Annotated in this window: 13 protein-coding genes; 8 read left to right on the top strand and 5 right to left on the bottom strand. The window is 72.0% G+C overall.

What is annotated here, in order from left to right:
- Position 1: 1 nt before the first annotated feature.
- Positions 2-1,615 carry a tannase/feruloyl esterase family alpha/beta hydrolase gene (locus JOD57_RS21740; RefSeq protein WP_204693918.1) on the top strand — a complete coding sequence of 538 codons (1,614 nt, stop codon included), beginning with the start codon at positions 2-4 and terminating at the stop codon, positions 1,613-1,615.
- 301 nt (positions 1,616-1,916) lie between these two features.
- Here JOD57_RS21740 and JOD57_RS21735 read toward each other — a convergent pair whose 3' ends face one another.
- Together JOD57_RS21735 and JOD57_RS25815 are read right to left on the bottom strand one after the other, a co-directional pair.
- Positions 1,917-2,648, bottom strand: coding sequence for an SDR family NAD(P)-dependent oxidoreductase (locus JOD57_RS21735; protein WP_204693917.1), 732 nt, complete (start codon positions 2,646-2,648; stop codon positions 1,917-1,919).
- A gap of 84 nt (positions 2,649-2,732) precedes the next feature.
- Positions 2,733-3,119 (bottom strand): MmyB family transcriptional regulator, encoded by a 387-nt coding sequence (locus JOD57_RS25815; protein WP_307824855.1) that lies wholly within the window; start codon positions 3,117-3,119, stop codon positions 2,733-2,735.
- 21 nt (positions 3,120-3,140) lie between these two features.
- Between JOD57_RS25815 and JOD57_RS21725 the strand changes: the two genes are divergently transcribed.
- From JOD57_RS21725 to JOD57_RS21715, 3 genes are all read left to right on the top strand, one after another.
- Entirely contained in the window at positions 3,141-4,487 is a 1,347-nt protein-coding gene (locus tag JOD57_RS21725; protein WP_307824854.1) for a metallophosphoesterase, read from the top strand.
- Between the two features lie 28 nt (positions 4,488-4,515).
- Complete coding sequence (locus JOD57_RS21720; RefSeq protein ID WP_204693915.1) at positions 4,516-5,904, top strand: MFS transporter; 1,389 nt, start codon at positions 4,516-4,518, stop codon at positions 5,902-5,904.
- A 395-nt stretch (positions 5,905-6,299) separates the two neighbouring features.
- A complete protein-coding gene (locus JOD57_RS21715) occupies positions 6,300-6,533 on the top strand; it encodes a hypothetical protein (protein ID WP_204693914.1) in 234 nt (77 codons plus the stop codon).
- Positions 6,534-6,869: 336 nt separating this feature from the next.
- Here the strand turns inward: JOD57_RS21715 and JOD57_RS21710 are convergent, their stop codons facing one another.
- The gene (locus tag JOD57_RS21710) at positions 6,870-8,093 is read right to left on the bottom strand and encodes an IS110 family RNA-guided transposase (protein ID WP_239572960.1); all 1,224 of its coding nucleotides are present in this window, start codon (positions 8,091-8,093) and stop codon (positions 6,870-6,872) included.
- Between the two features lie 481 nt (positions 8,094-8,574).
- Between JOD57_RS21710 and JOD57_RS21705 the strand changes: the two genes are divergently transcribed.
- Positions 8,575-9,465 carry an IS110 family transposase gene (locus JOD57_RS21705; protein ID WP_204693912.1) on the top strand — a complete coding sequence of 297 codons (891 nt, stop codon included), beginning with the start codon at positions 8,575-8,577 and terminating at the stop codon, positions 9,463-9,465.
- Between the two features lie 482 nt (positions 9,466-9,947).
- Here JOD57_RS21705 and JOD57_RS21700 read toward each other — a convergent pair whose 3' ends face one another.
- Entirely contained in the window at positions 9,948-10,232 is a 285-nt protein-coding gene (locus JOD57_RS21700) for a hypothetical protein (protein ID WP_239568722.1), read from the bottom strand.
- A 5-nt stretch (positions 10,233-10,237) separates the two neighbouring features.
- Positions 10,238-10,492 (bottom strand): hypothetical protein, encoded by a 255-nt coding sequence (locus tag JOD57_RS21695; RefSeq protein ID WP_204693910.1) that lies wholly within the window; start codon positions 10,490-10,492, stop codon positions 10,238-10,240.
- Between the two features lie 944 nt (positions 10,493-11,436).
- On the opposite strand from JOD57_RS21695, the gene JOD57_RS27110 reads away from it, so the two are divergent.
- From JOD57_RS27110 to JOD57_RS21680, 3 genes are all read left to right on the top strand, one after another.
- Positions 11,437-13,851: a DEAD/DEAH box helicase gene (locus JOD57_RS27110; RefSeq protein ID WP_204693909.1), complete on the top strand. Its 2,415-nt coding sequence runs from the start codon at positions 11,437-11,439 to the stop codon at positions 13,849-13,851.
- Between the two features lie 671 nt (positions 13,852-14,522).
- The gene (locus tag JOD57_RS21685) at positions 14,523-17,324 is read left to right on the top strand and encodes a winged helix-turn-helix domain-containing protein (RefSeq protein ID WP_204693908.1); all 2,802 of its coding nucleotides are present in this window, start codon (positions 14,523-14,525) and stop codon (positions 17,322-17,324) included.
- A gap of 153 nt (positions 17,325-17,477) precedes the next feature.
- Positions 17,478-18,182 (top strand): hypothetical protein, encoded by a 705-nt coding sequence (locus JOD57_RS21680; protein ID WP_204693907.1) that lies wholly within the window; start codon positions 17,478-17,480, stop codon positions 18,180-18,182.
- Positions 18,183-18,281 lie beyond the last annotated feature (99 nt).

Below are 18,281 nucleotides of genomic sequence, written 5' to 3'. Positions count from 1 at the left end.
CATGACACTCCTGAGATCGATCCGCCCAGCCAAGGACTTCCGGCGTCGCCTCCTGGCGACATTGGCCATCGCCTTTCTGACCGCTGGGCTCGCAATCATCACCGGCGTCAGCCCAGCTTCAGCGACCGATCGCACGACCACCGGCTCGGCCCCTCCCGACGCGTCGGATTGCGAGGCGTTGGCCTCCCTGCAGTTGCCGGAGGTCACCGCGATCTCCGCGGAACCGGTCACCACGGGCACGGCTGAGGCGGAGGCGGATCTGCCGGTCTTCTGCCGGGTTGCGCTGACCGTGCAGCCGTCGATCAACATCCAGGTGTGGCTGCCCACGGGCTCCTACAACGGGCGGTTCCAGGCCGTCGGCGGTGGCGGATACGCCGGGACGATCAGCTATCCGGCGATGGCCACGGCGTTGCGGGCCGGCTACGCGACCGCGTCGACCGACACCGGCCACGTCGAGACCGGCGAGGTGGGCGGGTCGTTCGCCCTGATCGGGCCCGGGCAGTTGAACTGGCAGCTGATCGAGGACTTCGCGTCCCGGTCGTTGTTCCAGATGACCGACAAGGCCCAGACGTTGGTAGCGGAGTTCTACGGGGAACCTGCCGAGTACTCGTATTGGAACGGTTGCTCCACCGGCGGGCGCCAGGGGCTGATGCTGGCTCAGCGGCTCCCCGACGCCTACGACGGCGTCCTCGCCGCGGCGCCGGCGATCAACTGGGACCGGTTCATCCCCGCCGAGCTGTGGCCCCAGGTCGTGGCCCAGCAGGAGCTGGACGGCCCGATCGCCCAGTGCAAGCTGGACGTGGCCACCCGCGCCGCGGTCGCCGAATGCGACCCGCTCGACGGTGTCGTCGACGGCGTGCTGGAGGATCCGCGGCAGTGCGATTTCGACGCGGGCACCCTGGTGGGGCAGGAGACCGAGTGCGGCGTCTTCACCGAGGCCGATGCCCGCGTGGTGAACGCCACCTGGGAGGGCGCACAGGCGACCGACGGCTCGCGGCTGTGGTACGGCCTGGTTCCAGGGGCTCCGCTGGAGGCGCTGGCCGGTCCGGAACCTTTCGTGATCGCCGAGCACCACCAGCGCTACTGGATCGAGCAGAACCCGAACTTCGACTGGCGCACGCTGGACTACGCCGGGTTCGAGGAGAACTTCCGCGACTCGGAGAAGCTGTTCAACGACGTCATCGGGACTGACGACACCGACCTGTCGGAGTTCCGCAGCTCCGGCGGCAAGCTGCTGATGTGGCACGGCTGGAACGACCAGCTGATCTTCCCCGAGGGCACCATCGACTACTACGAGCGTGTGCTCGAGACCAACGGCGGCCTGCATGACGTGCTGTCCTTCGCCCGCCTGTTCATGGCACCAGGCGTAGAGCACTGCTCGGGCGGCGTGGGGCCCAACCAGTTCGACATGTTCGACTCGCTGGTGGCCTGGGTCGAGCGTGGTGGCGCCCCCGAGCGGATCACCGCCTCCCTGGTGACGCAGGACGGTCAGGTCGCCCGGACCCGCCCGCTGTGCCTCTACCCCGCGGTGGCCGTCTACAACGGCGAGGGCAATCCGGACGACGCCGCGAGCTTCGCCTGCGAACCCGCCGAGCGAGGAACCCGTCCCGAGTAGTCGACGTGATCCGGTAGGAGCGGGGCGGTGCCCTCCACATCGATGAGGCACCGCCCCGCTGCCTGCTCATGGGATCCGCTCGCACGGCACGCCGGTCGGCTCGCTCGGCCGCCCCCATGCCCATGGCCTTGGCCTCAACGGGCGGGACATGAAGGTCTCGCCCACTGGAGACCGTTGACGGTCTCCAGTGCACCGTCTCGGTCGAGCCGATGCCCAGCTTCTGCGCCACTGAGCGCATCGCCTCCCACTCGGTGGCATGGTCCGACCAGCCCTCGCGGCGAGATCGAGGAGAACCTCGCCGTCAGATCGGCGATGTGCGCGTGAAGCCCGCCAGAGCATCGAGCAGTTCGTCCTGGAAGCGTTCGTCGAGCACGGCGGGATGCGGCTTCTGCAGCCGCTGGTGATGCCAGTAGCCGCCGGTGGTGAGCGCGTCCGGATCGTCGCTGACGGCGAGCCACTCCTGGGTGAGGTGACCGAGGCGGAGGTCGTCGGGGGCGCTCGGACCGCCCATCCGGGTGGGCACCCAGCCGGGGTCGACGGCGTTGCTGACCACGTCCGGCAGGATCCGCGCGACTGCTGCGGCGAGCGTCGTGACGAAGAGCTTGCTGTCGGAGTAGGAGCCGGTCGCGGAGCGGCCGCTCCAGTCCAGGCCGGCCAGGTCGGCCCGCCCGCCGGGGTGCATGTCGCTGCTGAGGTACACCAGCCGCTGCGGCCGGTGGATGAGGGCTGTGAGCAGGTAGGGGGCGATGACGTTGACCGGCAGGACGGCCCGGCCGGTGGACACCCCGGCGTTGTGGATCACGGCGTCCATCCGGCCGATCCGGTTGACCTGCTCGGCGACGTCCCGCGTCTGGTCCAGGTCGGACAGGTCTCCGACGACGGGCACGGCCCCGCGGTCGACGAGTTCGCCGACGGCGGCGAGACGCGCCTCGCTGCGCGCGTGCACCACGACCTCGTGCCCGCCGCCGAGCAGGGTCTGCGCCGTCGCTCGACCGAGGCCGTCGGCGGAGCCGGTGATGAAGATGCGGGACATGGGTCCTTCCGCTCTGTCGCTGGCTCGCGACCGTGCCCGGTCAGGTGGTGAGCGCTGCGGCGCTCGACCGTTCCGGGTCCCCGGTCAGATGGTGTCGGCTGCGGAGGAAGCAGGGTCGGATGCAGCGGTCAGATGGGTCGCCGCCCAGCTGGCCAGCAGCTTGAGCCCGTCCTCGTGCGGGGTGCCGGGCTCGGCGGTGTAGACGGTCATGACGAGCTTGCTCTGGTCCGCGGCCGCCAGGTCGAAGCTGTGGAACACCACCTCGAGGGTGCCCACGGCGGAGTGCCGGAACTGCTTGGCCCCGGCCTGGTGCAGCCGCACGTCGTGCGCCGCCCAGCGGGTGCGGAACTCCTCGCTGAGGGTCGACAGCTCCCCGACGAGCTCACGCAGGTCCCTGTCGTACGGGTCGCGGCCTTCATCGCCGCCGCCGGTGACGACTTCCAGCTGACCATCACCGCCCTCGACTGACACCAGGCGGGACTGGAGCACAACGTGACCGTCATCGTCTTCGGCCTCGTGGTCCTCGTGGCCATGCTGCTGCACGCCTACCTGTGGTTCCGGCTGGCCCGCAGCAGCACCCGGCCAGGTCGCGCCCGGCGGCGCCTCACGGTGCTGACCGCCGCCCTGGCCGTCCTGCCCACCGCGGCGGTGATCGGCCGGAGCGTGCTGCCGTGGTCGGCCCAGGCGCCTCGGGACTGGGTGGCCTACACCTTGCTGGGGCTGGCCGTCTACACATCTCTGGCGCTGCTGGTCCTCGAGCCGGTCCGCTGGCTGCTGCTCGGCGTGCAACGCCGACGCGAGAGTCGCACGCCCGGCGGGGCGCCACCAGTCGCCACCAACGGACGAACCGACGACCTCCTTTCGATGGTGGCCTCATCCGGTGACTCCCCGCTCGGCGGCCCTGGCGCGGGCAGCTCGACCTCGGAGGGCTGGATGGGGGAAGCCCTCCCCGACGCCCGTCCAGCGTCGGCCACGACCGCCGCGATGCCGGCTCGTGATCTGTCGCGGCGGCTGTTCCTGGCCCGCTCGCTCGCGGTCGCCGCCGGCGCGGTCGCGGTCACCACCGCCGGCACCGGCGCGGTGCTGGCGAACTCCGCCCCCGTGGTCCGCCGGGTGCCGGTCTCTATCGCCGGCCTGGACCCGGCGCTGGTCGGATACCGCATCGTCACCTTCTCTGATGCCCACCTGTCGACGACCTATGGCGGCCGCCGGTTCGAGCGGCTGGTCGAGACGGTCAACGCCCAGGTCCCCGACGTCGTCGCCGTCGTCGGGGACCTGGTGGACGGCGAGGTCGCCGACCTGCGCGAGGAGGTGGCCCCACTGGCCGATCTGGTCAGCAACCAGGGCGCCTATTTCGTCACGGGCAACCACGAGTACCTGGTGGACACCGACGCCTGGCTGCGGCACCTGCCCAAGCTCGGCGTGGACGTGCTGCGCAACGAACGCGTGACGCTCGGGCGCGGTGGGGCGACGTTCGACCTTGCCGGCATCGACGACCGCACCGCCGCGCGCTCGGGACTGCCCGGGCACGGCGCGAACCTCGATGCCGCGCTCGACGGCCGCGACGCCGACGTCTCGGTGGTGCTGCTGGCCCACCAGCCGTTCATGGTCGACCAGGCCCGAGCCGCCGGAGTGGACCTGCAGCTGTCCGGGCACACCCACGGCGGCCAGCTGTGGCCCTTCGACTACGCCATCCGGCTCGACCAGCCGGCCGTGGAGGGCCTGTCCCGGCACGGCGACACGCAGCTCTACGTCACCGCCGGCGCCGGCTACTGGGGGCCGCCGATGCGGATCGGTGCCCGCCCCGAGGTCACCGTTCTTGAGCTCACCCGTGCCTGACGGCTTCCGTACGGAAGGAACCATCCAGATGGCCAGTCGCCGGTTTCCGCTGCTGGGGTTGATCGGGGCGGCCTGCTCGCTGGTGGCGGTGTTCGCCGCCTCGGGCAGTCCGATCCCGCTGTACGAGACCTACCGCCGCGCCGACGGGCTGACCACCGGCGACCTGGCGCTGACCGCGGTCGCCTACTTCGCCGGCGCGATGCTCGCCCTGCTCACGCTCGGCCGGCTGTCGAACCACCTGGGCCGCCGCCCGGTCACCCTCGCCGCGCTGGCCCTAGCCGCGGCCGGGTGTCTGGTCCTGGTCGAGGTCCACGGCACCGCCACCCTGGTCACCGGGCGGGTGCTGCAGGGCCTGGCGTGCGGGCTGGCCTCCAGCGCCGTCGCCGCCTACGTCGTCGACACCGCCCCTCCCACGCCCCGCTGGCTCGCCGCGGCGGTCACCGCCGGCGCCCCCATGATCGGCCTCACCGTCGGCGCAATCGGTTCCGGTGCGCTGGCTGAGTACGGGCCGGCGCCGCGGACGCTGGCCTACCTGCTCGCCGCCCCCATGCTCGCGGCCTGCGCCGTGCTGGTCGCCGTCGGGCCGGAGACCGCCGCCCGCACCCCCGGGGTCGCCGCCTCGCTGCGCCCGCAGGTGCGGGTCCCACCCGGCGCCCGCCGCTTCCTGCCCGTTGCCGCCGCCACGTTCGTCGCCACCTGGGCGCTCGGCGGCTTCTACCAGGCCTTCGGCCCCACGGTCGCTGCGGATCAGCTGGGCACGACCAACGCCCTGGTCGCCGCTGCGGTCTTCGCCTCGCTGATGGCGCCGAGCGCCGTCGGCGGACCGCTGGCCGGCCGGTTGGCCCCGGCGACCGCGCAGCGCGCCGGCATGGTCGTCTACCTGCTGGCCGTGGCCGTGATTCTCACCTCGCTGCGGCTGGGCACCGTGCTGCCCTTCCTGGTCGCCAGTGCCGTCGCCGGCGCCGCGCAGGGAGCAACCATGACCGGCAGCATGCGCGCCCTGCTGATGCGGACCGGGCCGGCCGACCGGGCCGGCCTGCTTGCCGCCGTATACCTCATCTCCTACAGCGGCGCGGCGATCCCGGGCCTCGTCGCCGGTCAGCTCTCCTCCAGCCTCGACCTCTTCACCATCGCCGTCGGCTACGGCGTGCTCGCCGCACTGGCCTGCGTCCTCACCCTCGCCACGGCCCGGAACCCAGCACCGCTGCCCCAAGCCGAGTTATCAGCCCGAGCCGTCGTCACGGACCTCTTATCCGCTCCGCGGGAGGGGCGGCCCGACACCCGCCACCAGACGGCATCGTTCCGGTCGCCGTCGACCTTCGTGCCCAATCCGCCGCCCAGGGACCACGGTTCCCGCACAACCGCGTCGCCTGCTGAGCGGAGATCGAGGCAGTCAACCCGCGTGTACCCCAGCTGAGGATCGCGGGTCCTGGCAGCGTGGCAGAACGGGAACACGACCGGCCTGCTGCGGCGGAACTTCCTCAAGGGCGCCAACCTGTCGCGATGGACCGCCGAGGAGATCGAGGCCATCGCCGCAGCCCTCAACGGCGGGCGCACAACGCTCGGATGGAGGCCCCCCGCCGAAGCCCTGAGCGACCACCGGCTCTCGGCCGAACAGACTGGTGCTGCGACAACCAATGGATGAGGACGTCGCACCAGCTTCATGGCGCGAGGCCCTCCATGACCCGCGCCTCAGTGGCCATGGCGCTCAGGAGTCGACCTTCGCCGGCCGCACTGCGACACGCCCAGCACGTCGCAGGATCGCCGCCCGGGTGTAGCAGTGCCGACATCGGACGGGCCGACCCTGGTGGCATGACGGCCAGCCTGTACGTGACCGGCACGCACGTCGCGTCTGTCGAGCGTGCGTCCCTTCGAGACGGCCGAGACCTCAATCGCGTGGTCAACGTGGCTCATGCGGTAGCCCGGCCCGTCGTGGACGGCCTTGCAGCGTCGGTCTGCGGCGTCCTGGTCACAGCGATCGCGGACATGGAATGGCGAAACCGCACAGTTCCGCGGTGCGAAGAGTGCGAACGGATCACCGCATGACGGCCACCGAGGGCCACCCAGCGTTCGTCGAGCTCGACCGCCGGGTGGTCCTACTCCAGCAGACGGCCGCACTGCTGGAATTGGAGATTCAGCGAGCGGCGTCCCCGCGAAAGGCCACACAACTCCAGCGCCGAGCAGCGCATCGTCGCCTCTGGGCCGACCGCATCTGCGAACACCTGCGCCAGCAAGCAAGGTAGACGCGCTCACCCGTGACGGCTCTGCCTGCACTGGAGCTGTACAAGATCAAGTGCTACACAAACCCGTGAATAGGTGAGCTGCAGGCGCGCGTCAGCGCGGGGCGGGCGAAGCCCGTCCTCCAGTTCTTGTGCAGTCGGGTCAGGCGGCCGGCTGATCGAGAGTCACGGTGTGGCCGAGGCGCTCCAGTTGGGCGACCAGCCGGCGGGCGTGCGCCTCGTCGTGACGGCGGGCCAGCCAGTCGGCACCCAGATCGGTGTAGGGCTCGTCGCGGGAGAGGATGTAGTAGACGCAGACGAGGATGGAGTGGGCGACCGCGACCGCCGCCCGACTCATGCCGCGGCGGGCGGTGAGCCGGGTGAACTGGGCCGACAGGTAGTTGCGGCCTTTCATCCGGCCGACCGAGCCGGCGGCCTCGACCAGCATCGCGGTCAGCCACTTGTTGCCGTGCTGCGCCTCGGGCTGGCGGCGCTTGCCGGCCGACTCGAAGACCCCCGGCGCCAGACCGGCCCAGGAGGCCAGATGCGCCGCCGAGGGGAAGCGGGACATGTCCCCGCCGGTCTCGGCGAGAATCACCTGGGCCACCTTCGGCCCGACTCCGGGAATGGTCTGCAGCAGCTCCAGCTGGTGCGCCCAGGGCCGGCAGGCCTGGTCGATCACCGCGTCGAGTTCGGCGAGAGCGGTCTCGATCAGCTCCAGCCGGTGCAGCATGGTCCGGGCCAGCTGCGTGTGTTCCTCGGTGAAGTGCCCGGTCAGCGCCTCGACCAGCTGCGGGATCTTGATCCGCATCTTGCCCTTCGCCAGGTCGGCGAGCACTGCCGGATCGCGCTCGCCGGCGATCATCGCGGTCAGCATCGCCCGCGCCGAGACGCTGGTCAGGCTGGCCGCCACCGAGGACAACTTGATGCTGGCGTCCTCCAGCATCAGCTCCAGGCGGGTCACCTCCCTCGTGCGGTCGCCCATCAGCTGCACCCGATAGCGGGTCAGCATCCGCAACCGACGGATCTCCGGTGGTGGCACGAACGACGGGCGGATCAGCCCGACCTCCAGCAGCTGGGCGATCCACTCGGCGTCCTTGACGTCGGTCTTGGGCCGGCGGATCGCCTTGATGTGCGCGGCGTTGCACAACCAGGTGTCCATGACCTCCTCCAGGCAGTAGAACGCCGGCTTCCAGTACGTCGAGGTCGACTCCATCGCCGCCACCGTCACCCCGCACTCGACCAGCCACTCGCGCATCACCTCCAGCGCGCGGGTGGTCGTGGGAAACGTCCGCATCTCGCTGTGCCGGCCCCGCGGCCCGGGCGTGCGCACGCAGACGGTCAGCGTCGCCTTGCCGATGTCCAGCCCGGCGACCCGCTCGAACATGACCTCCACCGCCGATCCCTCCTTGCGCATCGACACCGATGGGCGCCGCCCGGAGGGCCCTCTGCCAGGACACAGACCCACGCGCTCGGGGCAGCAATCAAGGGGCACCCGAGGACCCCGCGCCATACACATCTACGGGCTCACCCGCACCACTGTGTTCCGACGTCGCCGGACGACAGGAGCATTCTCATCGCCAAGGGCAGCGATCAAGATCGCAACCGTTACACGTCTTGCCCTTGCTGTACTACGGCCGCTCCGTCGTCGATGACGGGGTGCTCGCGGGCGTCACCGGCGAGGCTCGACGTCTTGCTGCCCGTCGTGATCTGCAGTGGCCTCTGCGATGAGTGCCCGCCGGTGACGTCGCCGCTGTCCTGGGCGGTTGACGCCTGATAGGAGCGCCGGCTGCGACAGCCAGCAAGTGCATGCGCTGCGCCCGGGGCATCGGTGTTCGCGGGCGTCGTCGACCAAGGAAGGAGTCGGCGTGCTCGCCGGCATCGACACCCACAAGGACACCCTTGCCGTGGCGGTCATCGACGACGTCGGCCGACCGGTGGCGATCACGGACCTGCCCAACACCGAGGCCGGCTTCGACGCCCTCGAGCAGCTCCTGACCGACCGCCAGGTGACACGGGTCGGCATCGAAGGCTCGGGCAACTACGGCCGCGGCGCCGCCGTCCGTCTCGTGCTGGCCGGCGGCATCGAGGTGGTGGAGGTGCCACCCAGCCTGACCTCCCGGGAACGCTCGGCCAAGCCCGGCCAGGGCAAGACCGACCCGATCGACGCGGTTGCCATCGCCCGGATCACCGCCCGCGAAGCGGGCCTGCCGCCGGTCCGGCTGGCCGTCGGCCAGGCCGCCGACCTGCGGGCGCTGGCCGACTACCGCACCCAGCTGGTCGCCGAGTGCACCGCCCTGGCCAGCCGCACCCACGCCGAGCTGCACGGCCTGCGCGAGCAGATCGCGGAGTTGGTGCAGCGCAGCGGCAGCTCGCTGACCGGGATTTATGGCATCGGCGTCTCCGTCGCCGCGCGGATCCTGGCCGAGGTCGTCGACGTTCGCCGCTATCGGTCCCGGCATGCCTTCGCTGCGGCGAACGGCTCGGCCCCGATTCCGGCCTCCTCCGGGCGCACCATGCGGCATCGGCTCAACCGCGGCGGCAACCGCCAGCTCAACCGGGCGCTCTACACGATCGCGATCACCGAGATCCGCGCCGACACCGAAGGCCGCGCCTACTACGCCCGCAAACGCGCCGAAGGAAAGACCGGCCGTGAGGCGCTGCGCTGCCTCAAACGCCGGCTCTCCGACGTCGTCTACCGCACCCTGCGCGCCGACCAAGCCGCCGACCCACTCCAGCTACTCGCTGCCACGGCCTGAAGGGCGGTGAGCGCGGAGTCGGCAACGGGACACGACTGACGGCCGAAGCCAGCTGCGCGACAGGAGTTGCAGTCCCGATCCTGCTCTTCGCTCGAGCCTGACATCCACGCCCACCGCACCGGCAACGCTACGACTGGCCGAGGGCTGGACATAGAGGCCCACCTGCGGCAGGCGCAATTCGTCGTGATGAAGGGCAGCGCCGAGAGGTGTATCGAGCAGGCGACTGATTCAGACGTGTTATGGGCGTCGGCGCGCCCGTCACTGTCACGCCGTGGCAGCGGCCGCTGCACTCACGGAGCGGTCCGGGGCTCTCGGGCGGCGAGAACTCGGGTCGTCACCGTCTGGCCGCCACGGCGTACCGGCCAGACGTCGCCGTGCGCGAGGCCTCATCCGCGGTGAGAGCGACATACTCCACCGCACGACTGCGGGTCCGGTCGACGTCCGCGGCTGCCTCTTCACCGCTCGCCGTGTGCGCGCTTGCTCTACGCCGGTCGGACCTCGCGCACGCCGGCCGTCAGCCGCCCGTACTTCTGCCGCGCCGCCTCACCGGAGGTACCGACAGCGTCTCCGATCCGGTCCCAGGACACGCCCGCTGCCCGGGCCGCGATCACGGCCTGACCGAGGTCGCTCTCGGCCACCGAGCGGCGCAGCGCGGCCGCCCGCAGAGCCGACTCGGCCGGCGGAGTGGCCGGCTCGCTGCGGTCCTCCTCCAGGGAGCGGGCCATCTCCTCGGAGAGGGCGACGATCTCGTCATAGCTGCGGGGCATCTGCATCACCTCTTTCGCACTCGATTGCGGTCGTACTTGCTGCGCCGCTCCATGACGTGGACGACGACGTAGCGGCCGTCCTCATCGCGGTCGTAACCCACCTCCAGGATGGCTCCGGTGGTGGCTGGACCGACCGCCACGGTCAGGTGGTGGTCGCCTTGGTCGGGGAACACGTCGATGGCGTTGCGCAGTGCGTGGCGGATGTCCTCTTCGCTGTACCCGCGCTTGAGCGCGCTGGGGAGGATCACCACATCACCCACGACTCACAAGTTACCTTGCAAGCCACCGCCAAGTGAGCCTATCCGGCCATCAGCTCCCGGCTCCGCAGTGAGGACGTCACGACCGTCCTGCCGGTACTTCAGCTTGACAAGATCACAAGCCGACACACCTAGTGCATCCAGGGCGAGCGTTCCGTCGTGACGCATCGGGGTGACGAACCCCGGAACCGCCGCCCGGATACTCGATGGCATGGGCAGACGCCGCCGGAGCGGAATTCACCGGACCCAGCAGCGGGCCCGCGGACCCAGGCGCCAACCGCCTTCGCTGCTGACGTCGGTCGCGTCAGCTGATGCCGGCGCAAGCCTGCTGCCACCCGACGAGGCGGCGACACGCCCGCGGCGGTTGGCCGCGCACACCTGCGGCTGGTGCGCGGGCCCCATCGCGGTCAAGGCCACGGGGCGACTCCCCAAGTGGTGCTCGCAATCCTGCCGGCAGCGCGCGTGGGAGCAGGCCCGAGCCGCGGCCTCCGGACTGTCAGCCGTCCGGGTCATCGAGCGCCGAGTGGGGGTTCACTCCCCCGCCGCTCCGACCCGCGGGGACTGGCCACAGCTGCTCCAAGAGCTCGGCCGCCAACTCGACGACGGCCGGGTCTACGACCGGGACCTCCCCGAGGTGGCCACCGCCCTGAACGCCGTTCTTGAGGCCTACAGCCGACGCCCTCATGTCCGGAGGCGGGGCGTCGGGCGAAGTGTCACCGCGGGTGACATTGCTCCAACCTCGCGGCCTTGAGGTGACGTCCTTGGTGAAGAGAACGGTGACGCTGAGCGGTCCGGGGTGACGTTCGGGACGACACGGCTCCGCACTCCGAGGGCGGGGTGACACTCTCAGTGCCAAGTCACTTCAGTTGAGGATGGGCGAGTCAGGGACGGCCCGAGCGGTTGTGCAGCGATCGCGTGTGGTCGTTTCCCGCGACATCATGAGAGGCGTGCCCACGACCTCGGGCCCGGAGCAAGGCACGCTGCCGTTCGTCGATCTGGACGACGAGCTCTCGGCGTTGTGCGACGAGGTGGCCCGGTTGCGGGTGGAGAACGCCCGGCTGCTGCGCCTGCTGGAGCTGACCCCCAGGGAGGCCCGGCCGCCGGGTCCGGTGCAGACCGGCGTGTTCGACGCAGCACCTGGCCCGGTGCATGCAGGCTCGCCGGCGTCGGCCAAGGTCGCCTTCTTTGCGGCGCTGTTCGCCGCACGCCGCGATGTGTACGCGCTGCGGTGGGAGAACGCCCGGTCGGGCCGGTCGGGCTGGACGCCGGCGGTGCGGGACGGCTGGCGCAGGGGCGTGCCGGCCGCGGAACGTCAGTACCTTCCGCTGACCGAGGAGGTGATCACCGCCCATCTCTCCGGAGAGTTGGAGCTCGGTCTGTACCCGCTGCTCGACGGTGACCGCTGCTCCTGGCTGGCGGCAGACTTCGACGGCGCCACCGCGCTGCTGGACGCCCTGGCCTATCTCAAGGCCGCCCGTGCCGCCGGCGCATCCGCCGCGCTCGAGATGTCCCGCTCCGGCCTGGGCGCGCACGTGTGGCTGTTCTTCACCGCGCCTGTCCCGGCGGTGACTGCCCGGCTAGTGGGCAGTGGACTGCTCCGCGAAGCGATCGCGGTGCGCGGACGGATGGACCTGGTCAGCTACGACCGGCTCTTTCCCTCCCAGGACGTCCTGCAGGTCGGTGGGCTGGGCAATCTGATCGCCGCGCCGTTGCAGGGCCGCGCCCGCCGCCGCGGGGCCACGGTGTTCCTGGACCTGGCCACGCTGGAGCCGCACGAGGACCAGTGGGCCTACCTGGCCAGCCTCGGCCGACTTACCCCGAAAGAGGTCGCCCGGCTCGCGCAGCGGCTGGGCCAGGTGACCGTCGGCGCCAACGTCGACCGGCTCCGCTCCCCCACCTCCACCAAGATCGCCGTCCAACCGCCCGCCGCCGTCCATGCCGCTTTCGGCGCTGTGATCACCGTCGACGGCGCGGATCTACCGCCCTCATTGCTGGCGACGCTCAAGCACGCCGCGTCGATGCCCAACCCGGCCTTCTACGAGCGCCAGCGTCGGCGGGCCTCCACATGGGACACGCCGCGGTTCCTGCGCAGCTACGACGAGACCCTCACCGGCGACCTGATCCTCCCCCGCGGGCTGCTCGACCGGCTCACCGCACTGGTCGAGCAGGCCGGCAGCCGCCTGGAACTGGCCGACAAGCGCGACCCGGGCCGGCCGCACACCTTCGGCTTCACCGCTCAGCTCGACCCCGAGCAGCAGGCCGCATGCGACGCCCTGACCGGCCACGAGCTCGGCGTCCTCGTCGCGCCACCCGGCGCCGGCAAGACGGTCATCGCCTGCGCGCTGATCACGCAACACGCCGTCTCCACGCTCGTGTTGGTCGACCGCAAGGCACTCGCCGACCAGTGGCGGGCGCGGATCGGCGAGCTGCTCGGCGTCAAGGCCGGCCAGCGCGGCGGCGGGCGCAGCAGGACCACCGGCGTCGTCGACGTCGCCACCCTGCAGACGCTCGCTCGCGCCGACGACGTCGCCGAGCTGACCGCCGGCTACGGGCTGGTCATCGTCGACGAGTGCCACCACGTTCCCGCGGCCGCCTTCGAACACGCCGTTCGGCAGATCCCAGCCCGCCGCTGGCTCGGCCTGACCGCCACCCCCTATCGCCGCGACCAGCTGGACGACCTCATCGCCCTGCAACTCGGACCGGTCCGGCACACCCTCACCCCGGCACCGACCGGCACCCTCGGCGCCCGGTCACTCGACGCGCCGGCACCGGAGCCGGTGCTGCACGTGCACCCCACCGGCTTCCGCTACACCGGCGACGCCGATCCGGCCGCACCCGGGGGCATCGCCGCCATCTACCGCGACCTCGTCGCCGACGACGCACGCACAGCACAGGTCGTCACCGACGTCGTGGCAGCACTGACCAACGGCCGGCACTGCCTGGTGCTCACCCAATGGACCGACCACCTCGACCGCCTCACCGCCGCACTGCGCGAGCGCGGGCACGACCCGGTCGTGCTGCGCGGCGGCATGGGCGCCACGGCCCGCGCCGTCGCACTCGCTCGGCTCCAGCCCCGACCCGACGGGCCACCGCTGCTCGCCGTCGCCACCGGCCCCTACGTCGGCGAGGGCTTCGACTGCCCGGCGCTGGACACTCTGTTCCTCGCCGCGCCGATCGCCTTTAGAGGCCGCCTCGTCCAGTACGCCGGGCGGGTCCTCCGCCCACACCCCGGCAAGACCACCGCCGAGGTGCACGACTACCACGACGCCGCCACCGGCGTACTCGCCTCATCCCTCGCCAAGCGCGCCCCCGGCTACACCAGCCTCGGCTTCCCCGATCCCCGCCAAGGCGCGGTCACGTGAGGCGGATTTCGTCACAGCGGCGCAGCCGCCGGGAGCCCTCCGCTGTTCGCCCGACAACCTGTCCAGTCTCGCTCCGCGGCGACGTGCATGTCTGCAGGTCAGCACGGCGTTTCGCGGGTCTGCACCCCGAAGATGCCGGGCGAGCCGATGCGGGTCCAGCCCAGCCGCGCGAGGAAGCCCGCCCCCGCGGACGACTGACAGCGGTGTCCCGATGGGTTGGCGGCTGTGGCCTCCGACGCCGGCGGTGATGTGCGCTCAGGGCTCATCCTGGAGACCAACATGCACCGTAGGCGCACAGTGCTGCAGGTCACGCCTCCCACCGTGGTCAGCCGACCGGCACCAGCTCCCGCCAGCGTGTGAGCCCGGGCCAGCACCTGGCAACCAACGCGCACACTGCTGTGACTCCGTACTCGACCGGACGTCCTGCGCGATGGCGATCCGGCTCGAGGACCGGCTGGCGTCCTCCCGGCGGCACCGGTGGACCGCGGCGGAGGCCCCGCGGACGATCGAGCGGTACAGCCGGAGCGTGCGGTGATCCAGCCGCTGGCCGGCCGGATGACCGCGGGCCTTCGTGTGGCCCGAGCCCTACGGGCGGCCCGCGGCGAGGACGTCCTCGGGACCGCACCGCGAACGAGGTACGTCGGTGGTCAGACCCCACCTACGCTGGCCGGATGCCGCTCCTGGGCACCAAGCTGCGCGCCCCGAGTCCGCGCCGTCAGCTCGTCCCCCGCGAGCGGCTGGACGTCGGGTTCCGCGCGAACCCGATGACGATGCCGCGGCTGGTACTCGTCTCGGCCCCGGCCGGTTACGGGAAGACGACCCTGCTGACCCAGTGGCTGACGCCGGGTCGGACCGAGGACGGCGACGCGGGCCGGAGACCGCAGGCCCTGCGGGTGGCGTGGCTGTCCCTCGACACGGCCGACGCCCACCTGCGCGTCTTCCTCACCCACCTCGTGGCCGCACTCCGGGCCGCCAGCCCCGAGGTGGGGGCCGAGGCGCTGGCGCTGATGGACACCGAACGCACCTTCCCGGTCGAGGACGTCGTGGCCAGCCTCGTCAACGACCTCGATGCACTCGCCGGCTCCACGGCCGTCGCCCTCGACGACTACCACGTCATCGACGACCCCGAGATCCACCGTGCGGTCGCGTTCCTGCTCGACCACCTGCCGCCCCAGGTCACCGTGGTCATGACGACGCGTGCGGACCCGCCTCTGCCGCTGTCACGCCTGCGGGCCCGTGGGGAGCTGCTCGAGGTCCGCGCCGCCGACCTGCGGTTCACCGCGGAGGAGGCCGATGTCTTCCTCAACCGGGTCATGGGCCTCGGGCTCGGGCCCGCCCAGGTGGCGGCGCTGGAGAGCCGGACCGAGGGCTGGGCGGCCGGCCTCCAGCTCGCGGCCCTCTCGGTCCGCGGCCACACCACCAGTTCCCGCGACCCGGCACCCGATCGGATCGCGGGGTTCGTCGAGGCGTTCACCGGCAGCGATCGGTTCGTCCTCGACTACCTGCTCGAGGAGGTCCTGGCCACCCAACCCGAGGACGTGCGCACCTTCCTCCTCGACACGTCGGTCCTCGACCAGCTCACCGGGCCGTTGTGCGACGCGCTCACCGGCGGCAGCGACGGGCAACAGCTGTTGGAGACCCTCGAGCGCGGCAACCTGTTCCTGGTCCCGCTCGACGGTCAGCGTCAGTGGTTCCGCTACCAGCACCTGTTCGCCGACGCGCTGCGCGCCCGGCTCTCGGCGGAGAGCCCCGGACGGGTCCGCAGGCTGCACCGAGCAGCCAGTGACTGGCACGCCGGACACGGGACGCTGAGCGACGCGATCACCCACGCCCTCGCCGCAGGCGACGCCGAGCACGTGGCCGACCTCCTGGAACTGGCGTTGTCGGAGGCCCGCCAGCGGCGGCAGGACCGGACCCTGCGCGCCTGGCTCGACGCCCTCCCCGACGACGTCCTCCGCGGTCGCGCGCTCCTCGCCGCGCAGATGGCGCCGGCGCGACTCTCCGTGGGCGACCTGGAGGGGGCCGGGCGCTGGCTCGACGACGCCGACGCGGCACTCCGGACGACGACGCTCGAACCTGCGGCGGGCGTGCCGCGAGCGGGCCGTCTGGCTGACGCAGCCCGCGCCCGGGAGAAGGAGCTCCGGGCCCTGCCGGCGCAGGTCGCCGTGTACCGCGCCGCAGTCGCTCAGGCCGGCGGTGACGTCCAGGGGACCATCGCGCACGCCCGCCGCGCCCTGGACCTGGCCGGGCCGACCGACCACGTCGCCCGGTCGGGCGGCGCCGGGTTCCTCGGCCTGGCCGCGTGGGCCGCCGGCGACCTGCCGGCAGCGGTGGACACCTTCGGCGAGGCCGTGCGCAGCCTGCGCGCCGCCGGCAACGTCACCGACGAGCTCGGCACGACCGTCGTCCTCGCCACCATGTGGCTCGCGCGCGGACAGCCCGACCGGGCGCGGCGACTCCACGAGCGGGCCCTCCGGACGGCACATGCCCATCCGGGCCCGGTGCTGTCCACGACCGGGGACCTGCACGTCGGCCTCGCCGACGTGCTACGCGAACGAGGCGACCTCGACGCCGCCGCCGAGCACCTGCGGATGGCGCAGGAGCTCGGTGAACGCGCGTCGCTGCCGGAGAACCGACACCGCTGGTACACCGCCATGGCCGGACTGCTGGTGGCACACGGCGACCTGGACGGCGCCGTCGGCATGCTGGAGCAGGCGCAGCCGCTGTACCTGCCGGGCTACTTCCCCGACGTGCGTCCCATCCCGGCCAGCCGCGCGCGGGTCCGCATCGCGCAGGGGCGGCTGGAGGACGCGGCCGCCTGGGCACGCGCCCACCACGTCACCTCCGACGACCCGTCGGACTACTCGGCCGAGTACGACCAGCTCACGCTCGCCCGTCTGCTCATCGCGCAGCACCGCGCCGCCCCGCGACCGAGGACCCTGGAGGCCGCCCGCACGCTGCTGGACCGGATCGTGGCCGCCGCCGAGGCGGCGGATCGTGGCGGCAGTTTCGTCGAGGCCCTGATGGTGCGGTCCCTCGGGCACCGCCACAGCGACCCGGACGCCGCGCTCGCAGACCTGGGTCGCGCGCTGCGGGCCGGCGTCCCGGTCGGGTACTGCCGGCTGTTCCTCGACGAGGGACCCGCGATGGGCGAGCTGCTCCGGGCGGCCGCCGGACGCCCCGACCTGCTCGGCTCGGCAGAGGCAGCGGCGTTGCTCCAGGCGGCCGAGCGCCAGCAGGGTGGCCGCTGCCGTACCCGCCCACCGGCACTCGGGAACCGGGAGCCGCTGAGCGGGCGGGAGGTCGAGGTGCTCCGGCTGCTGGCGACCGACCTGACCGGCCCCGACATCGCCGACCATCTGTTCATGTCGGTCAACACGTTCCGGACCCACACCCGGCACATCTTCACCAAGCTCGACGTGAACACCCGGCGGGCTGCGGTCAGCCGCGCAGGCGAGCTCGGCCTGCTGTAGGCCCCGGCCCAGCAGCGGGATGACGAGGCCGGGCAGGCGAGGCGAGATCACCAGGGCAATCACATGATCATGTGACGTGGGCCCGCCCACCGGGCTCCTAGCGTCCTCGACACCGCCGGAGACCCGCCCGGCACCGGAACGAGGAGCTCCGTCATGAACATCACCGCCACCGGCCTCACCAAGGCCGCGGGCGCCGCAGCTGCGGTCGCCGGAGCCATCTTCGTCACCGTCCAGATCGGTCACCCGTCCACCGGCTCGTTCACCACCGAGACCACCCAGTGGGTGGCACGCAGCGGCGCCAAGTCGGCGATGGCGGCGCTGGCGCTCGCGGGCATCACCGGCATGTACCTGCGCCAGTACCGCAAGGCCGGCGTCCTCGGCCTGGTCGGTTACCTCGTGTTCGCGGTCGGGTACCTGGCCCTGCTCTGCGTCGAGGTCGTCGCCGCCGCCGTCCTGCCCGACCTGGTCGACAGCGAGCCCGGGTTCGTCGACGACCTCGTCGCCGCCGCCAACGGCAGAACGCCGGACGGTGACATCGGCGGGGTGCAGACCCTGCTCGACGTCGCCGGGGCCGGCTACATCGTCGGCGGTCTCGTCTTCGGCATCGCCCTGTTCCGCACGGGCGTCCTCACCCGGTGGGCGGCCGCCCTGCTCGCCGTCAGCACTGCCGCCACCGCCGCGCTCGCGGTCCTGCCCGAGTCGTTCAACCGGCCGTTCGCCGTCCCCGCGGGCATCGCGCTCATCGCCCTGGGCGTGTCCCTGTGGCGCAACCCCCGCGATGGCCGCCAGACCGACCGCGCCACGGTCCCCTCGACCGCCGTGGCCGTCGGCCCGGCCGAGCAGGCCGCGGTCCGGTGACCATCCGGCAACGGGCCGCCCGGTCGACCTCCGACCTGACCTCATCCGCTGGGGGGTCAACGCTCCTGCGGGACCAGCGGGCCGGCCGGCCTCGGGCTG

The sequence above is a fragment of the Geodermatophilus bullaregiensis genome, from assembly GCF_016907675.1.
GTDB classification, from domain to species: domain Bacteria; phylum Actinomycetota; class Actinomycetes; order Mycobacteriales; family Geodermatophilaceae; genus Geodermatophilus; species Geodermatophilus bullaregiensis.
This window is presented reverse-complemented; position numbering and strand designations above follow the sequence as displayed.

Excerpts from the sequence above, each read along its gene's own strand:
- JOD57_RS21740 (WP_204693918.1), top strand. The coding sequence starts at position 2 with ATGACACTCCTGAGATCGATCCGCCCAGCCAAGGACTTCCGGCGTCGC.
- JOD57_RS21735 (WP_204693917.1), bottom strand. The coding sequence starts at position 2,648 with ATGTCCCGCATCTTCATCACCGGCTCCGCCGACGGCCTCGGTCGAGCG.
- JOD57_RS21720 (WP_204693915.1), top strand. The coding sequence starts at position 4,516 with ATGGCCAGTCGCCGGTTTCCGCTGCTGGGGTTGATCGGGGCGGCCTGC.
- JOD57_RS21715 (WP_204693914.1), top strand. The coding sequence starts at position 6,300 with ATGACGGCCAGCCTGTACGTGACCGGCACGCACGTCGCGTCTGTCGAG.
- JOD57_RS21710 (WP_239572960.1), bottom strand. The coding sequence starts at position 8,093 with ATGTTCGAGCGGGTCGCCGGGCTGGACATCGGCAAGGCGACGCTGACC.
- JOD57_RS21700 (WP_239568722.1), bottom strand. The coding sequence starts at position 10,232 with ATGCCCCGCAGCTATGACGAGATCGTCGCCCTCTCCGAGGAGATGGCC.
- JOD57_RS21685 (WP_204693908.1), top strand. The coding sequence starts at position 14,523 with ATGCCGCTCCTGGGCACCAAGCTGCGCGCCCCGAGTCCGCGCCGTCAG.
- JOD57_RS21680 (WP_204693907.1), top strand. The coding sequence starts at position 17,478 with ATGAACATCACCGCCACCGGCCTCACCAAGGCCGCGGGCGCCGCAGCT.